This is a genomic window from Pseudomonas sp. AM14(2022), assembly GCF_036346455.1.
Taxonomy (GTDB): Bacteria; Pseudomonadota; Gammaproteobacteria; order Pseudomonadales; family Pseudomonadaceae; genus Aquipseudomonas; species Aquipseudomonas putida_A.
The window spans coordinates 187,622-203,340 of the sequence record NZ_JAOTNY010000006.1 but is presented as its reverse complement, the minus strand read 5'-3'; the positions used below and the strand labels follow the sequence as shown (position 1 = coordinate 203,340).

15 protein-coding genes are annotated in these 15,719 nt (G+C 62.2%); 9 read left to right on the top strand and 6 right to left on the bottom strand.

Annotation, left to right across the window (positions count from 1 at the left end; genetic code table 11):
• Positions 1-120 precede the first annotated feature (120 nt).
• Positions 121-1,434, bottom strand: a complete 1,314-nt coding sequence (locus tag V3W27_RS14635; RefSeq protein ID WP_330206906.1) for a protein kinase — start codon at positions 1,432-1,434, stop codon at positions 121-123.
• A 213-nt stretch (positions 1,435-1,647) separates the two neighbouring features.
• Positions 1,648-2,769, bottom strand: coding sequence for a cell division protein ZapE (gene zapE / locus V3W27_RS14630; protein ID WP_330206905.1), 1,122 nt, complete (start codon positions 2,767-2,769; stop codon positions 1,648-1,650).
• 285 nt (positions 2,770-3,054) lie between these two features.
• On the opposite strand from zapE, the gene V3W27_RS14625 reads away from it, so the two are divergent.
• The 7 genes from V3W27_RS14625 (at position 3,055) to V3W27_RS14595 (ending at position 9,669) form a co-directional block, all read left to right on the top strand.
• Entirely contained in the window at positions 3,055-3,576 is a 522-nt protein-coding gene (locus tag V3W27_RS14625) for a Csu type fimbrial protein (RefSeq protein WP_330206904.1), read from the top strand.
• A 104-nt stretch (positions 3,577-3,680) separates the two neighbouring features.
• Positions 3,681-4,214 carry a Csu type fimbrial protein gene (locus V3W27_RS14620; protein WP_027614605.1) on the top strand — a complete coding sequence of 178 codons (534 nt, stop codon included), beginning with the start codon at positions 3,681-3,683 and terminating at the stop codon, positions 4,212-4,214.
• Between the two features lie 20 nt (positions 4,215-4,234).
• The gene (locus tag V3W27_RS14615; protein WP_330206903.1) at positions 4,235-4,771 is read left to right on the top strand and encodes a Csu type fimbrial protein; all 537 of its coding nucleotides are present in this window, start codon (positions 4,235-4,237) and stop codon (positions 4,769-4,771) included.
• A gap of 4 nt (positions 4,772-4,775) precedes the next feature.
• On the top strand, positions 4,776-5,276 hold the full coding sequence (locus tag V3W27_RS14610) for a Csu type fimbrial protein (RefSeq protein WP_095138831.1): 501 nt from the start codon (positions 4,776-4,778) through the stop codon (positions 5,274-5,276).
• Positions 5,277-5,310: 34 nt separating this feature from the next.
• Positions 5,311-6,099 (top strand): fimbrial biogenesis chaperone, encoded by a 789-nt coding sequence (locus V3W27_RS14605; RefSeq protein WP_330206902.1) that lies wholly within the window; start codon positions 5,311-5,313, stop codon positions 6,097-6,099.
• 244 nt (positions 6,100-6,343) lie between these two features.
• Positions 6,344-8,701, top strand: coding sequence for a fimbria/pilus outer membrane usher protein (locus V3W27_RS14600; protein ID WP_330206901.1), 2,358 nt, complete (start codon positions 6,344-6,346; stop codon positions 8,699-8,701).
• Entirely contained in the window at positions 8,698-9,669 is a 972-nt protein-coding gene (locus V3W27_RS14595; RefSeq protein WP_285373694.1) for a Csu type fimbrial protein, read from the top strand. The genes V3W27_RS14600 and V3W27_RS14595 overlap by 4 nt, the downstream gene beginning before the upstream one ends.
• 125 nt (positions 9,670-9,794) lie before the next feature.
• Here V3W27_RS14595 and V3W27_RS14585 read toward each other — a convergent pair whose 3' ends face one another.
• Both V3W27_RS14585 and V3W27_RS14580 read right to left on the bottom strand, forming a co-directional pair.
• On the bottom strand, positions 9,795-10,550 hold the full coding sequence (locus V3W27_RS14585; RefSeq protein WP_330206900.1) for an anti-sigma factor family protein: 756 nt from the start codon (positions 10,548-10,550) through the stop codon (positions 9,795-9,797).
• Positions 10,547-11,053, bottom strand: a complete 507-nt coding sequence (locus V3W27_RS14580; RefSeq protein ID WP_330206899.1) for an RNA polymerase sigma factor — start codon at positions 11,051-11,053, stop codon at positions 10,547-10,549. The genes V3W27_RS14585 and V3W27_RS14580 overlap by 4 nt, the downstream gene beginning before the upstream one ends.
• Positions 11,054-11,210: 157 nt before the next feature.
• On the opposite strand from V3W27_RS14580, the gene V3W27_RS14575 reads away from it, so the two are divergent.
• Both V3W27_RS14575 and V3W27_RS14570 read left to right on the top strand, forming a co-directional pair.
• Positions 11,211-12,305, top strand: coding sequence for a catalase family peroxidase (locus tag V3W27_RS14575; protein WP_096795675.1), 1,095 nt, complete (start codon positions 11,211-11,213; stop codon positions 12,303-12,305).
• On the top strand, positions 12,302-12,847 hold the full coding sequence (locus V3W27_RS14570; protein WP_027614614.1) for a cytochrome b: 546 nt from the start codon (positions 12,302-12,304) through the stop codon (positions 12,845-12,847). The genes V3W27_RS14575 and V3W27_RS14570 overlap by 4 nt, the downstream gene beginning before the upstream one ends.
• Here V3W27_RS14570 and V3W27_RS14565 read toward each other — a convergent pair.
• Positions 12,844-14,043 carry an MFS transporter gene (locus tag V3W27_RS14565; protein WP_330206898.1) on the bottom strand — a complete coding sequence of 400 codons (1,200 nt, stop codon included), beginning with the start codon at positions 14,041-14,043 and terminating at the stop codon, positions 12,844-12,846. The genes V3W27_RS14570 and V3W27_RS14565 overlap by 4 nt on opposite strands.
• Positions 14,044-14,192: 149 nt before the next feature.
• Complete coding sequence (locus tag V3W27_RS14560) at positions 14,193-15,344, bottom strand: M14 family metallopeptidase (protein WP_330206897.1); 1,152 nt, start codon at positions 15,342-15,344, stop codon at positions 14,193-14,195.
• Positions 15,345-15,719 lie beyond the last annotated feature (375 nt).

The window sequence follows — 15,719 nt, the reverse complement described above, 5'->3', positions numbered from 1 at the left end:
CTGCAAAGATAAACTGTGGCGAGGGAGCTTGCTCCCGCTCGGCTGCGCGGCAGTCGTTGTTTTTGGGACGGCTTTGCCGTCCAGCGGGAGCAAGCTCCCTCGCCACAGGATTTGCGTCAGTTAAAGCGTTTCCAGAACCTCGATCACTTCGCTGAACCCCGGCCGCGCCAGCACATCCGGCTGACAGCAACGCTGTTCCAGCGCCTCCAGCACCTCGCGTTGTTCATCGTTCAACCCCGAGTCGACGCGCGCCAGCAATTCCCCGAGCAGAACCCCGAACGCCCGCACTTCGATGCGTTGCAGTGCCCGGGTTTCCAGGTTGTCGGTGGTGGCATGGAACGACGCCGCGCCGAAATCCCCGAGCAAGCAATCGCCCTGATCGTTCAGCAGAATGTTGTGGCCGTAGAGGTCGCCGTGGGTGATGCCCTGTTGATGCAAGTGCTCGGCCGCCGAAGCGATGCCCTTGGCAATGTTCAGCGCCACTTCGGCACTGAAGCGGCAGTCCTCGGCATACACATCCCGCGAGCAGCTCGCCAGGCTCGGCAATGCAGCCAGATTGCGAAAGCTTGGGTCGATCAGTTGCATCACCAGCCCCTGTTGGCCATCGGGATGCCCGTGAATACGGCCTTCCACGCGGATCAGGTTCGGGTGCAGGCCGGCGGTGATGCAGGCGTTCATCTCGTGCAGCGGCGAACCGTCGCTGGTCATTTCACCTTTATAGAGCTTCACCGCGACCGGCACCTGCGAGCCGTCGGCGCGCTGCCACTGCGCCCGGGAAATCACCCCCGAGGCGCCTTCGCCCAGGCGCTGTTCCAGACGCAGCGCCGACCAGTCGATCAGCGGCGTGGCTTCCAGCGCGGCGGCATCGGCTTCGGTTTCCAGCGGATTGCCGGCATACGCCAGCCAGGTCAGGCTCGGCAGGGTCAGCAGCCACTGCGGCAGTTCACGCATCTGGTTGGCGGCGATGCGGATCAGCTCCAGGCGGTGGCATTGGCTCATGGAGGAGGGCAGCGCTTGCAGGCGATTGCCGGCCAGCAGCAGTTTTTGCAGATACGGGCGCTCACCCAGTTCGACGGGCAGGCTTTCGATGCAGTTGTCGGTCAGGATCAACCAGCGCAGCAGCGGCGGCAGTGCTGGGCCCGGCACGTGGCTGATGCGGTTGGCCTTGAAGCCGATCATCGTCAGCGCCGCGCATTTTCCGACGCATTCCGGCACCTCGGTGAAGTGGTTGTCCGAGCAAAACAGAATGCGCATCCTGGTCAGGCGATGCAGGTCGTCGGGCAGACTGCTCAAGGCGTTGCCGCTGAGGTTGAGCACCTCCAGCGTATCGGCCAGTTCGAAAATCTCCCGGGGGAACTCGGTCAGGCCGCAAGACAGATCCAGCCGGGTAATGCCCGACAACTCGCCGGCGCGCAATTGAGCAAGGGTGTGCATGGGGATGTTCACTATCAAAGGAAAGAAGCGCCGGGCGCTCGGAATGGGCGACATGATAACGGCAAAGCCGGGATTTGCATTGATCTGAACTGGAGGCCCCTTTAATTCCTGTGGGAGCGAGCCTGCTCGCGAAGGCGGAGTGTCAGTTGGCGAAATATTGGCTGACAGGACGCTTTCGCGAGCAGGCTCGCTCCCACAAGGGACTTGAGTGGGTCAGTGGGTTTCCTGCAACTGCCCCAGGCGACTGCGGGTGCGCGCCAGATCGATGGCATTCCCGCCAAGGGCCTCGCGCAGTGGCAAGCGGCTGAGCAGGGTCAGGTGTTTGTCCTGGTCGTAGAGCACGTCGATCAGGTTGATGAAGCGCTGTTGTGCAGCGATCGAGCACTCACCGAGTTCCGGCAGGTCGTCGATGATCCACTGGTCGAAACGCCGGCACAGCTCCAGGTAATCCATCACCGCCGTCGGTTGCTCGCACACGTCGCTGAAGGTGAAAGCGACCCGGCTGCCATCGCACAGGCGCGCCTGAACGTGTCGGCTGCCCACCGGCAACGCAATGGCCGGGGCACCTTCGGGCGGCAGGTTCAGCGCCTGGCGCTGGGTTGCGGTGGCTGGCCACACATAGTGGCCCTGCGTGAAAACCTGATGCGCATGGTTGCTCGCCTGGCTGCGGTAATCGTGCGGGCCGCCGACCTCCATCACTTGCATTCGGGCGTTGATCAATTCGATCACCGGTTTGAAGCGCGCGTGATAGAGCGGGTTGGGCAGCAAGCCTTCCGGCGGATAGTTGGAAGTCACCAGCAGCAGAATCCCGCGCTGGAACAAGGCCTTGAACAGGCGGGTGATGAGCATCGCATCGCCGATGTCATGCACATGAAATTCGTCGAAACACAGTACCCGGCAATCGGCTAACAGCTCGTCGAGGGTGACGCCGAGAGCGTCGTCCTGTTCGCGATGGTTGAACATGCCCTGATGCAACCGGGCAAAGAATTCATGGAAATGCACGCGCTGTTTCTGCGCGGTCGGCAGTGCCTGGAAAAAACCGTCGAGCAGCCAGCTCTTGCCGCGTCCGACCGCGCCATGCAGGTACAGGCTCGGCGGCATTTGCGGCTTGGCGCCGAACAACAGGCTGGCCTGCTGCGCCATGCAATCGATCACCCGCTGTTGGCTGTGGCTGAGGGTGTAACCCTGACTATGGGCCTTGTGCCGGAAATAGTCGCGGATCGACTGGGCATTCGCGTCATGCCCGGCATGCGCGGGCCGGCCCTTGGCGAACCAGCGGCGCAGCGCCGACCAGCGTAGGGTCAGTGGCGATCGTTTGGGCGCTCGAGAGGGCACAGTGCAGTCACTCCGTAGTCATCAAGCCGGCGCCCGGAGCGCGGCGGCGTAGTGTAACCAGAGGATGGGCCCGGCTGCATCGCGGCTCGTCGACTGTGGGCGATCACTGAACAAATTTGTGCGGGACGTACAGCTATTTTCAGCGATGTAATTCGCCGTGTTGCCAAACTTTCGAAACATATCCCGGCAGATCCATGGATCCAATCGACTGGCGGATTCGTTGTCCGTTGCTACCCTGAAACACAGTAACGTCATCCAGGATGTTCCCTCACAAGGAATGGGACAGTGATTGTACGTGTGGTGATGGGCCTGCTCGGGGTGCTTGGGGCCTCGGTGCATGCGGCGGATCTTCAGGTCGAAGTCCGCGTTGACGTGCAGCGTGGCTGCCAGTTGATCGGCCAGCAGCGCGAGGCGGGTAGCGAACAATTGGGCGTGCTGGATTTCGGCAGTACTGCGCGTCTCGACGACCCGGCCGGGCCACTGGGTGCGGCGCTGACCAACCAACGGTTGCCACGCCTGGAGTGCAACCCTGACACGCCGTATCAGCTGCGGGTCGACGGTGGCCTGCATGGCGGCGTTGGTGAGGTTCGCTATATGGCGGGGGCGGCGGGGAGCCAGCCGATTCCTTATCGGCTGTATCAGGACGCGGCGCGCCGGGTGCCGCTGGTGGTGAACGTGCCGGTCAGCGGCCGGGTGCCGGACACCGGCACGGTGGAGCTGCCGCTGTATGCGCGGATCGAGCGTCTGGCGCAGGTGCCGCAGGTCAGCCGCTATTCGGATCTGGTGAAAGTCACCGTGACCTGGTGAGTGCAGGATTTCAGGCAATCCGCTGGAGGCGGATTGCGCAGGGAAGGGGCGTTCAATCCTGAACGCAAGGTACGCAGGCATCCTGAAGGAGTAGGACGGACGCTATGACAGGCAAGCACTGGATGGTTATCGCCACGGGTACGTTGCTGTTGCTCGCTGACGACGCACAGGCGGCGATCAGTGGGCAGATCAATGCGCGGCTGATCCTGATCGCCGGGTGCGAAGTCACCAACAGCGCCACCCCGGCGATCCCGGTGAGCAATCTGGGCATCCTCGATTTCGGTCAGCAGGGGCCGACCTGGAACGCGCCGATCAAGGCCAGTCTCGACGGCGACAGCAGCGGCAAGCTGAACGTCGCCTGCAATCCCTCGGTCACCGGTTTCACCGTCACCATCGACGGCGGCAGCCACGGTGACGGCACCACCCGCCGCCTGAGCAACGGGCGCCAGACCCTGCCTTATCAACTCTTTCTGGATGCTTCCGGTAGCCAGCGCTACAGCATTGGCCAACAACACAATTTCGCTGTCACCAGCGGTGCGCAGATACCGATTCCGGTGTTTGGCACGGTGGTGGCGAATACCCGCGCGGTTCCGGCAGGTGTCTACACCGACACGCTGACGGTGACGCTCGACTGGTAACCCCGTAGAGGACGGACACCATGCGCAAGTTTGCATCAAGGATAGGTTTGTCGTTGCTCGGCCTGACGCTGGTTTCCAGTGCCCACGCCGCCGCCACGGTCACCGGCCAGATCACCGCCAGCCTGACCCTGATCAGCAGCTGTCAGGTCAACGGTGCCGGCGGCTCCACCGGGCTGAACTTCGGTGCCTTGAACTTCGGCACCGCCAACAGCCTGTTCACCACCGCGAGCGGGCAGGTTCTGGGCGGTGGCGGCGGGGCGCTGTCGATTCTCTGTTCCAGCGGCACGACCCCGGTGGTCAAGGTGCGTGCCGGTGCTCACGACGGGCAATCGCCGGGTGGCGCTCGCGCGTTGTATGACGGTGTCGCCAACTACGTGCCGTACGACTTCTACACCGATGCCGGGCATTCGCAACTGCTGCCGATCGACGGCACGATCAACCTGGCGACCAGCACTGGCGTGGCGCAGACGGTGAATATCTACGGTCAGGCGGTGGGCAAGGCTGGACTGCCGGCGGGGACGTACACCGACACCGTCGCTGTTGAACTGACGTTCTGATGCCATGCGCCGCCAAGGCTGTGCCGCGCTGCTCCTGCTCTGTGCGGGCAGTGTGCCGCTGCCGCTGGGGGCGGCGACCAGCCAGAGCTTTCAGGTCAGCGCGACCATCACGCCGGGATGCCTGGTGGTGGGCGGGGTGTCGAATTACGGCGGACTGAATTTCGGTTCGAGTTCGGCCCTCGCGACCGGCACGGTGCAAGTGGCATTGACCGGCGGCGTGCAGTTGCAATGCACGCCGGGGGTGGCACTGAACATGACGGTCGATGGCGGCCAGTACAACAGCAGCGGTCGCCACATGCAGATCAACAGCGGCAGTGCGCGGGTGGCGTATGCGCTGTTTCGCGATGCGGCTTACAGCCAGAGCCTGGGCATCGGCCAGAGCGTGGCGGTGGCCTATAGCGATGCGAACAACATCAGCCTGCCGATTTACGGTCAGGTGCAATTGCCGGGCAATCAGCCCGGGGGGACGTACAGCGACGTGTTGCAGGTGCAGCTGTCGTGGTAAAGCGACATTTGAATGGCCGACAAGGAGCAGGTTCATGGGGGCAGTTACGTCTGGGCATTCGTTGTTGCAGGGCGCGTTGCTGGCGCTGGTCATGCTCGGGGCCGGCCATGCGCAGGCCGCCAGTTCGGTGCTGATCTGGCCGATCGATCCGGTGCTGGAGGCCGATCAACAGGCCAGTGCGCTATGGCTGGAAAACCGTGGCACGGAAACCGCCAACCTGCAGATCCGCGTGTTCGGCTGGAGCCAGAGCGGCTTTGCAGAGCAATACCAGAACCAGCGCGACGTGATCGGCAGCCCGCCAGTGGCGAAGATCGAGCCGGGGCAAAAACAACTGGTGCGCCTGACCCGGACCAAGGATGTGCCGCCGGGGCAGGAACTGGCTTACCGGATCATCATCGACGAAATCCCTTCCGCCCAGCCGCCGGCCGCCGAGGGCGGCAAAACCGCAGCCGCGATCCGCTTTCAGATGCGCTATTCGGTGCCCTTGTTTGCCTACGGCGCGGGGCTGTGGAGCAAGGAAGACAGCACCCGCCCGCGTGATCCCAAGGGTATCGGTGTGCCGCAACTGAGCTGGCGCACGGTGGCGGTGGACGGTCGACCGTATATCGAAGTGCGCAATCAGGGCGCGGTGCATGCGCGGCTGACCGACGTGGTGATCAAACAGGGTGGACAGAGCAAGCCATTAGCCGAGGGGTTGCTGGGTTATGTGCTGCCGGGCGCGGTGATGCGCTGGCCGGCACCTGGGGCGTTGGCGAGTGAGTCGGCGTTGCAAGTGCGAGTCAATGGCGGGGTCCAGGTGCAGAGCATTGCGCCGGGACGCTGAAAAGGGAGCCATGCCGAGTGGACTTTTGTGGCGAGGGAGCTTGCTCCCGCTGGGTTGCGAAGCAGCCCCAAGCCATGTCAGGCAGTCCGCTTAAACAGTTCTGACGACGGCTGTGCCGCCGAGCGGGAGCAAGCTCCCTCGCCACAATGAATGCATCGTATCGTCAAAATTCCAGAGAAAGATAACTGGCTTTGGCAAGAGTGGCATCAGGAGGATCGAGTCCATTGACGGACGTAAAGCGTGTATGAGCCCGGGATGGGCTCGTCGTATTCAGCGTCCGTTGTGGCTCATGACCGGCGCGTGGTGCCTGATGTTCGTGCAACCATCCGAGGCCGGCGAACTGCCGCCACCGCCCAGCGGCATGGAGGCCGTGAGTGATGCACAGTTGTTTCTGGAGTTGGTGGTCAATCAGATGAACACCGGGCGGGTGGTGGCGGTGCAGCAACGTGACGGGCATCTGTTTTTGCCGGCCAGCGTATTGGCTGAAACCGGGATGAAACTGCCGGGCAATCCTGGTGCTGAAGTTGATCTCGACGGCCTGCCTGGACTGCACAGCGAATACGACAGTGTCGGCCAGCGCCTGCTGCTGGTGGTGCCACCGCAGTGGCTGCCGGATCAGTTCATCGGTAATCGCGAGAACTATCCGCGCACCCCAGCGCTGAGCAGTTTCGGCGCGTTGTTCAACTATGACCTGTACCTCAACGACACCGACGATGCCGGCACTTATCTGGCGGCGTGGAACGAGGTGCGGCTGTTCGATAGCTGGGGCACGTTGTCCAACACCGGGCAGTACCGGCGCACCTTGTCCGGCGATTCGGTCAGCACACTGGACAACGGCTACCTGCGCTACGACACCACCTGGCGTTACTCCGACGACGAGCGAATGCTCACCTACGAGGGCGGGGACGTGATCAGTGGCGCCTTGCCCTGGAGCAACTCGGTGCGTCTGGGCGGTGTGCAGTTCTCGCGGGACTTTGCCGTGCGTCCGGATCTGGTCACCTATCCGCTGCCGCAGTTCGCCGGTGAGGCCGCGGTACCGTCCTCGGTTGATCTGTTTATCAACGGCTACAAGTCGAGCAGCACCGACCTGCAACCGGGGCCGTATACCCTGACCAACATTCCGTTCATCAACGGCGCCGGGGAGGCAGTGGTGGTGACCACTGATGCGCTGGGGCGGCAGGTGTCGACCACGGTGCCGTTCTATGTCACCAGCAGTCTGCTGCAAAAAGGCCTGAGTGATTTTTCGGTGGCGGCCGGTACGTTGCGCCGCGATTACGGTTTGAAGGACTTCAGCTATGGCCCCGGCGTGACCTCCGGCAGCCTGCGCTACGGTGTCAGCGACAGCTTCACCCTGGAAAGCCACGCCGAAGCGGCTGACTCGCTGACCCTCGGCGGGATCGGCGGCAATTGGCGTCTGGGCAATTTCGGCGTACTCAACAGCGCCATCAGTCAGAGCCGATTCGACGGCGACGGCGGCGAGCAGTTGAGTCTCGGTTATCAGTACAGCAGCCAGCGCTACAGTTTTTCCTGGCAGCGCCTGCAACGCCGTGATCAGTACGCCGACCTCAGCGTGATCGACAGCCCTTACATCAGCCTCAGCCGGCGCAGCGAGCAGGCGACCCTGAGCGTCAACCTCGAACGCTGGGGCAGCCTCGGTGCTGGCTATTTCGACGTGCGCGCGGCGGACGATTCGCGCACGCGGTTGCTCAACCTGAGCTGGAGCAAACCACTGTGGCGCAACAGCAGTTTTTATCTGTCGGCCAATCGCGAGATCGGCGACAGCAACTGGGCGGTGCAGGCGCAACTGGTGATTCCGTTCGATCTGCGCGGCAGTCTGGCGATCAGCAGCGAGCGCAGCAAGACCGGGCAGAGTCAGCAGCGGGTCAATTACAGCCGCTCGGTGCCGACCGAGGGTGGGGTCGGTTTCAATCTGGGTTACGCCAAGGGTGATGGCCCCGATTATCGCCAGGCCGATGTCACCTGGCGTCTGCAATCGGTGCAATTGCAGGCCGGTGTTTATGGCACTTCGGAGGCTGAAACCCGTTGGGCCGATGCCAGTGGTTCGCTGGTGTGGATGGACCGCCAGGTGTTCGCCGCCAATCGCATCGACGATGCTTTTGTGGTGGTCAGCACCGAGGGTTTTGCCGATATTCCAGTGCGCTACGAAAACCAGCAGGTCGGTCAGACCGATAAAAACGGCCACTTGCTGGTGCCGTGGAGCAGCGCGTACTACCGCGGCAAATACGAAATCGATCCGCTGAATCTGCCGGCCAACGTGCGCAGCCCCAACGTCGAACAGCGCATCGCCGTACGCCGTGGCAGCGGTTATTTGCTGGAGTTTCCACTGACCCGGGTGATCGCTGCGAGTATTGTGCTGGTGGATGCGCAGCAGCGTGAATTGCCATTGGGCGCGGGCGTGCTGCACGAGCAGAGTGGCGCGCGCACGGTGGTCGGTTGGGACGGCTTGGTCTATCTGGAAAACCTCCAGGCGCAGAACTCGTTGCAGGTGACGCTGGCCGACGGCAAGACCTGCAAGGCGCAATTCGCCGTGGACATGCAGCAAAGCCAGGTGCCGCTGATCGGCCCGTTGGTGTGCCAATGAATGCGGCGCGGATTTGCCTGTGTCTGGCGTTGCTGCTGCCGGGGATGGCGCAGGCCTTGTGTTCGGTGGTCAGCACCACGCCGGCGGCGTTCGGTTCGATCAGTTCGATTGCCGTGCGCACCACGACGCAGCCCAGTTCCACGCTCAATGCCGGGTTGAGTTGTACCGGTTCGCTGTTGTCATTGCTGACCAGCAACGACCATTTCTACGCCACCATCACCTCGACCCAGAGTGGTTTGCTCGGGCCGAGCGGCGACGTCATCGGCTACACGATCTACGCCAACAACAGCACCAGCTACCCGGTCACCCGTGGCAGCGCCTTCGACTTCGCCCGTAACGGCATTATCGATGCCTTGGGATTGCTCAACGGCACCACCCCGAAAACCGTGCCGCTGTATCTGGGCACGACCATTGGCAGCAACGTCGCCGCCGGGGTTTATACGGAAACCCTGAGTATTTTCTGGAACTGGAATTACTGCTCCGGGATCGGTATCGGCAGTGTTTGTCTGGGGCGCGACATCAATAGCGGTACCGCGACGTTGACCGTGAACCTGACCGTGTCCAACGACTGCACGATTACTGCGCCGAACATTGCCTTTGGCAGTGCACCGGTGATCAGCGCCTTTACCCCGGTGACCGGGCAGACCATCAATCTGGCCTGCACCAAGGGCAGTGCCTACACCGTCGGTTTGAGCGATGGGCAGAACCCGGTCAGTGTCGGCGGTCGGCGGCGGATGATTTCCGGAAGTAATTATCTGGCCTACGACATCTTCAAAAGCGCCGGGACTACTCGTTGGGGCAGTGTCGGCAGTGCGCGCCGGTCGAGCACCGATGCCGAGGTGAATCCGGGGAATGGGCTGGGCACCGGAAGTCAGATCTTCAACTACAACGCGAAGATCTACACCGATCAGACCACACCGCCGGCGGGGACGTACCTGGACAATGTGGTGCTCGATGTAGGGTTCTGACTCATACGATGACCCCTGTGGGAGCGGGCTTGCTCGCGAATACGGTGTGTCATTCAGCAATGATGGTGACTGATCTACCGCTTTCGCGAGCAAGCCCGCTCCTACAGGGGGGATTTGCGCAGTTTTCACAATGGCAGTGACTGCCTCAATTGCTGCGCCGCCGGCGAGTCCGTCGGGCTGACCATCGCATAGTTGTACCCGCCACCGGACCAGTAATCGGCCTGCAGATCGCCGTCGCTGCGGCTACCGCGAGGCAGGAAGGTGTTCTTCGGCCCCGGTGGTCGCACATAGAAACTGACCTTGTGGCCGCTGCGGTCCTCATACACCACCATCGCCGCCGGGCCTTCGTCGGTGCTGAGCAGGCGGCCACTGACCGGTTCGAAACCGGCGGATTTCAGATCCGGCAAGCGGCTGGCCTGGGTGAAATAACGGTCGAGCCAACGCTGCATGTCGCCGTCAGTGTCGACCTTGTAGTCCGCCGGCAAAATTCCCTGCTGGGCAATCAATCGATAGGCTTGCAAGGCATCGGTCATGGGAAGCGTGGAAGAGCGCACGAGGGTCATTTCCCGCGCCTGCCAGCCACTGAAACCGCCGATGCCGACCGCGATCAGCAACACCGCCGCGCTGGCCAGGTGACGACGCGACTGACGCTTGAGGCGCTGGCGAATCAGCGTGGGATCGAGTTCCGGATTGGCCGGTTGCTGCAAGGCACCGCCCAGGGCTGCGCGCAACAACTGGGCGTCGTGCTGCCAGGCGCGCACCTGCGCGGCGGCTTCCGGGTGAGTGGTCAGCCAGGTGTCGACCAGACGCCGGTCGGCCTCGTTGAGTTGATGGTCGACGTATGCGTGCAGGTCACGCTCACTGGGAGGCATGCTGATCATTTGAGTATCCGCAAGGAAGGGCTGCTGATTTCGCCATCGCTGAGTTGGCGCAAGGCCTGGCGGGCGCGGGACAGGCGCGACATCACGGTGCCTGTGGGGATGTCGAGGATTTCGGCGACTTCCTTATAGCTCAGGCCTTCGACCGAGACCATCAGCAACAGCGCGCGTTGTTCGGTGGGCAGGCGATCGAAGGCTTGCAGGGTCGATTGGGCGATCACGGTACGCTCGGTCGAGGGTTCGGCGTCATCGCGCCCGGTGAAGAATTCGAGCATCCGCGCATAACGACGCGAGCGTCGGTGGGCGTCGAGAAACTGCCGATAGAGGATCGCGAACAGCCACGCGCGCACATCACCCTCGGCGCGTTTCGCGCTCCAGCCGGACAGGGCCCGCTCAAGGCTGGCCTGCACCAGATCGTCGGCGCTGCTACTGTTGCGGGTCAACGACACGGCAAAGCGGCGCAATCTGGGAATGATTTCTCTCAACTGTTCGTCGAATTCGCTCATGAATTTCTGCTAGTCACTACGCTGTGGACTAGGGAGACGTCTGCCGTTCGAGGTTATTCCACGTTCGGAAAAATAAATACCGGGCTATGGAATAAATCCTGATGGGGTGCGTCTTGCTGATTCTTCCTACTTGTGGCCGATGGCCCTGGAGTTATTCATGGTTGATCGCACTTCACCGCCGGGCAGGCCGTCGCGCCCGCCCTTGAGTGCCGCGAGCACAGTGTTGCGCCTGACGGCGATTGCCGTGGTCGTCGCCGCTGTTGCCGGGGCGTTTGCCTACGTGCACGGCAATCTTGACCCACAACGTCTGACGCCCAAGGCGCTGGTCGATGTGCTGGAGAAAAACAACGGTGTGCACCCCGGATTTCGCCGCAATCACGCCAAGGGCGTGTGCGTGATCGGACATTTCGAGAGCAGCGGCGAGGCGCGGGCGTTTTCTTCCGCGCAGGTGTTCAACGAGGCGCAGACGCCGGTGGTCGGGCGTTTCGCATTGCCGGCGGGCAATCCCTACGCCCCGGACAGCAGCGTGCCGATTCGCAGTCTGGCGCTGCGTTTCACCCAGGCCAACGGTCAGCAATGGCGCACCGGGATGAACAGCATGCCGGTGTTCCCGGTCGGCACTCCCGAGGCGTTCTATCAGTTGCAGCAGGCACAATCGCCGGATCCGGCCACGGGTAAACCGGATCCGTCGAAAGTGCCGGCATTCTTCGCCGCCCACCCGGAAGCCGTGCCGTTTCTGACGTGGGTGAAGACCGCCAAACCGTCGGCCAGCTATGCCACTGAAACCTACAACAGTGTGAATGCGTTCTATCTGGTCAACGCCAGTGGGCAGAAGCAGGCGGTGCGCTGGAGTGTCACGCCACTGGCGCGCGATGCCGCCGGAGCCTCGGCGCCGGAGGGCGCGGATTTTCTCGAAAAGGATCTGGTGCAGCGCCTGGCCGAGGGACCGTTGCGCTGGCAGTTGAATATCACCCTGGCCAACCCCGGTGATCCGGTGAACGATGCCAGCAAAACCTGGCCCGAGGGTCGCAAGGTGATCAACGCTGGCACGCTGGTGCTGGAGAAGACTCAGCCGCAGCTCAGCGGCGAATGCCGCGACATCAACTACGATCCGCTGGTGCTGCCAGCCGGGATCGAAGGCTCCGACGACCCGCTGCTCGCGGCGCGTTCCGCCGGTTACGCCGATTCTTATCTACGGCGCACCAGTGAAGTCAGCCAATTGCCCGCCGCCAGACAGGAGGCTCGCCCATGAGCACGCAACCGACTCATTTCGCGCTGCTGGCGCGGCTGCTGCACTGGCTGATGGCGCTGATGATCATCGCCATGTTGTTCATTGGCGCCGGCATGGTCACTTCGGTTTCACAGCGGCATGAATGGCTGATTCATCTGCACAAACCGCTGGGGATCGCGATTCTGCTGCTGGTGGTCGTGCGTCTGTTGGTGCGGTTTTCCACTCGACAGCCGCCGCTGCCGGCGGATCTGCCGGGCTGGCAGGTGATGGCGGCCAAGGCTTCGCATGTGTTGTTGTACGCGTTGATGCTGGTGCTGCCGCTGCTCGGTTGGGCGATGATCAGTGCCTCGGGGGAGCCGGTGATGCTCAGCAATACCTTGCAGTTGCCGTCGATCCTGCCGGCCGATGCGCAAGTATTTGCCCTGCTGCGCAAGGCGCATGGCTATCTGGCGTACCTGTTGTTCCTGACCGTGCTGTTGCACCTGGCAGCGGCGCTGTTCCATGGTTGGGTGCGCCGCGACGAGGTGCTCGACAGCATGTTGCGCGGTCGCGATCGCGATTAACCCGTCTGGGTGGCGCACCGCTGCGGTGCGCCACTTCTCAGGGTCAGCCACCAATAACCCAGCGCCACTGCGTTGATAACGGCGCCAAGCAGACACACGCCGGTCCAGCCGGCCCAGGCGTACATCGCCGTCGAGGTAATCGAACCCAATGCACTGCCGATCGAATAGAACAGCATGTAGCCGGCGGTGAGGCGGCTTTGCGCTTCAGGGCGCACGCTGTAGATCATGCTCTGGCTGGTGACGTGCACGGCCTGCAAGCCCAGATCGAGGGTGATCACCCCCAGCAACAGTGCCCACAGCGAGGACTGGGTGAGGGCGATCGGCAGCCACGAGGCGAGCATCAGCAGCAGCGACAGGCCACTGACCCATTGGCCCAGGCCGCGATCAGCCAGATGCCCGGCGCGCGCGGCGGCAAGTGCACCGGCGGCACCTGCCAACCCGAACAGGCCGATTTCACTGTGCGACAGCGACAGTGGCGGGGCAGCCAGCGGCAGTACCATCGGCGTCCACAGCACCATGGCGCTGGCGAAGGTCAGCAGCGCGAGAATCGCCCGTTGCCGCAGCACCGGCTCTTGCCCGAACAGGCTGAACACCGATGCGATCAGCGCGCCGTAACGGCTTGCGGGCTGCGCGGCTTCATTCTTGGGCAAGACGCGCAACAGCAGCAGTGCCATGAGCAGCGTCAGACCCGCAGACAGCAGATAGATCGCGCGCCAACCGGCCAGATCAGCCATGACCCCGGCAATGGTGCGCGCGAGCAGAATGCCGACGACGATGCCGCTGGTGACGACGCCGACCACCCGGCCGCGTTGCGCCGGGATCGCCAGGGTCGCGGCGTAGGCCACCAGCACTTGCGTCACCACCGCAAGCAAACCGGTCAGGGTCATGCCGAGCAGCAACCACGCGCTGCTGGGCGCCAGCGCGATCATCAACAGCGCGGCGGCCGAGAGCAGGGTCTGGGTGACGATCAGCCGCCGTCGGTTGAGCAGGTCGCCGAGTGGCACCAGCAACACCAGACCGATGCCATAGCCGATCTGCGTCAGAGTGATGACGATGCCGATGGTGGCTGGTGACATGGCGAAGGCTTCGGCCATGGCGTCCAGCAGCGGCTGCGCGTAATACACGTTGCCCACCGCCAGTCCGCAGGCGACGGCAAACAGCAGCACCACACTGCTTTTGAGAGGTTGAGGTTGCATGCCCTGATTCCTTTTTGGGTTTCAAATTAAAACCAGAATCACGGTAAGCATTCTGGTTTTAATTTGCAACCTTGTTGGTCATGGCGTTTGATTGCGCAAAAAAAAGATCGCAGGCATAGCTGCGATCTTTGGGTAGAGCGGGGGAAGGATCAGCGCAGAGTGTCGATCATGTCTGCGATGGTGGTCAGCACGTCCTTGCCCAACTGTTTCGAGCGCTTGCCCGACCAGCCCGTTTCTTTGTTCGGATGGTCATCGTGATCCTTGAACGGCATTTCCAGGGTCAGCGACAGGCAGTCGTATTTCTGGCCGACCGCGTTGCAGGCCAGGGTCATGTTGGCCTGACCCGGTTCGTCGCGGGTGTAGCCATATTTGGTCTGGAAGTCTTTCGTGGTGTGCTTGAGGTGCGTGCGGAAATGCTCTTCGAGCTTCTCGATGCGCGGCGTGTAACCCGGGTTGCCTTCGCAACCGGCGGTGAACACGTGGGGGATTTCCTCATCACCGTGTACGTCGAGGAACAGATCGACGCCGTACTTTTCCATCTGCTGTTGTACGAAAAGTACCTCTGGGCTGATGTCCTGACTGGCGCTCTGCCAGGCGCGGTTCAGGTCCTGGCCCATGGCGTTGGTACGTAAATGCCCGTGGAAGGCGCCGTCCGGGTTCATGTTCGGCACCAGATACAGATCGGCGCTGGCGAGCAGCTTGTTCAGCACCGGGTCGTCGTGGCGCTCCAGGCGTTCGATCACGCCTTCCATGAACCATTCGGCCATGTGTTCGCCTGGGTGCTGTTGCGCGATGATCCAGATTTTGCGCTGGCCTTCGGCGCCGCTGCCCTTGCGCAGCAGCTGAATGTCACGACCCTCGACGCTTTTGCCGGTGGCCAGCAGTTCGGTGCCGGCCTTGGTCAGCGCTTGCTCGATCAGCCAGTCGTGACGACCTCGGCTGTAGGGTTCGAAGTAGGCGAACCAGGCGTGGGTCTGCTCGGCTTCGAGGCAAAAGCGCAGGCTGTCGCCTTCGAAACTGGTAGGAATACGAAACCAATTCACATGGTCGTAGGAAGCGACGGCCTGATAGCCGGTCCAGGCTTTGTTGTAGGAGGATTGGCTGGCGTTGACCAGGCGAAACCAATGTTCCTGATGAACATGCAGGCCGCTGGCCTTGAAGTGGAACCACTGGAAGTGAGCGCTGCGGGTATCCGGGCGAATGGCCAGAACCGGGTTGAGCGGATTGGAGATGTCGATGACTTGAATGTTGCCGCTGTCGAAGTTGGCGCTGATGTCGAACGAAGATTTGGCCACGGTCATAATCGGTTCCTGAATATGATTTTTATGGCGGCTACTTTACACGCAAGACTGGGGTGAAACCGAGGGAAATTGCGGGTTGCGGTGGGGGGCGTCTTCCGTGACGCGCAAGCAGCTTAGAGACTGTGCGATTGATTCTCAAGTGCTAATTGTCATTAGTTTGCCCCAATCGGGCCGGGCTTTGCTTGCCAAGCGATATTCTTTTGATATTATCCGCGCCATCGAATTTGCAGCACCCAAAGACTTCATTAGCCTGAAGCCATAAGCCCGAAAAACGGGCAAAAAAAGACCCGGCAAAAAGCCGGGTCAAAAACCGTGATTAGCCTGATGAGGAGATAGTCCAGAAGACCGACCTGAGGTCTCTGGTCCATCGACTGA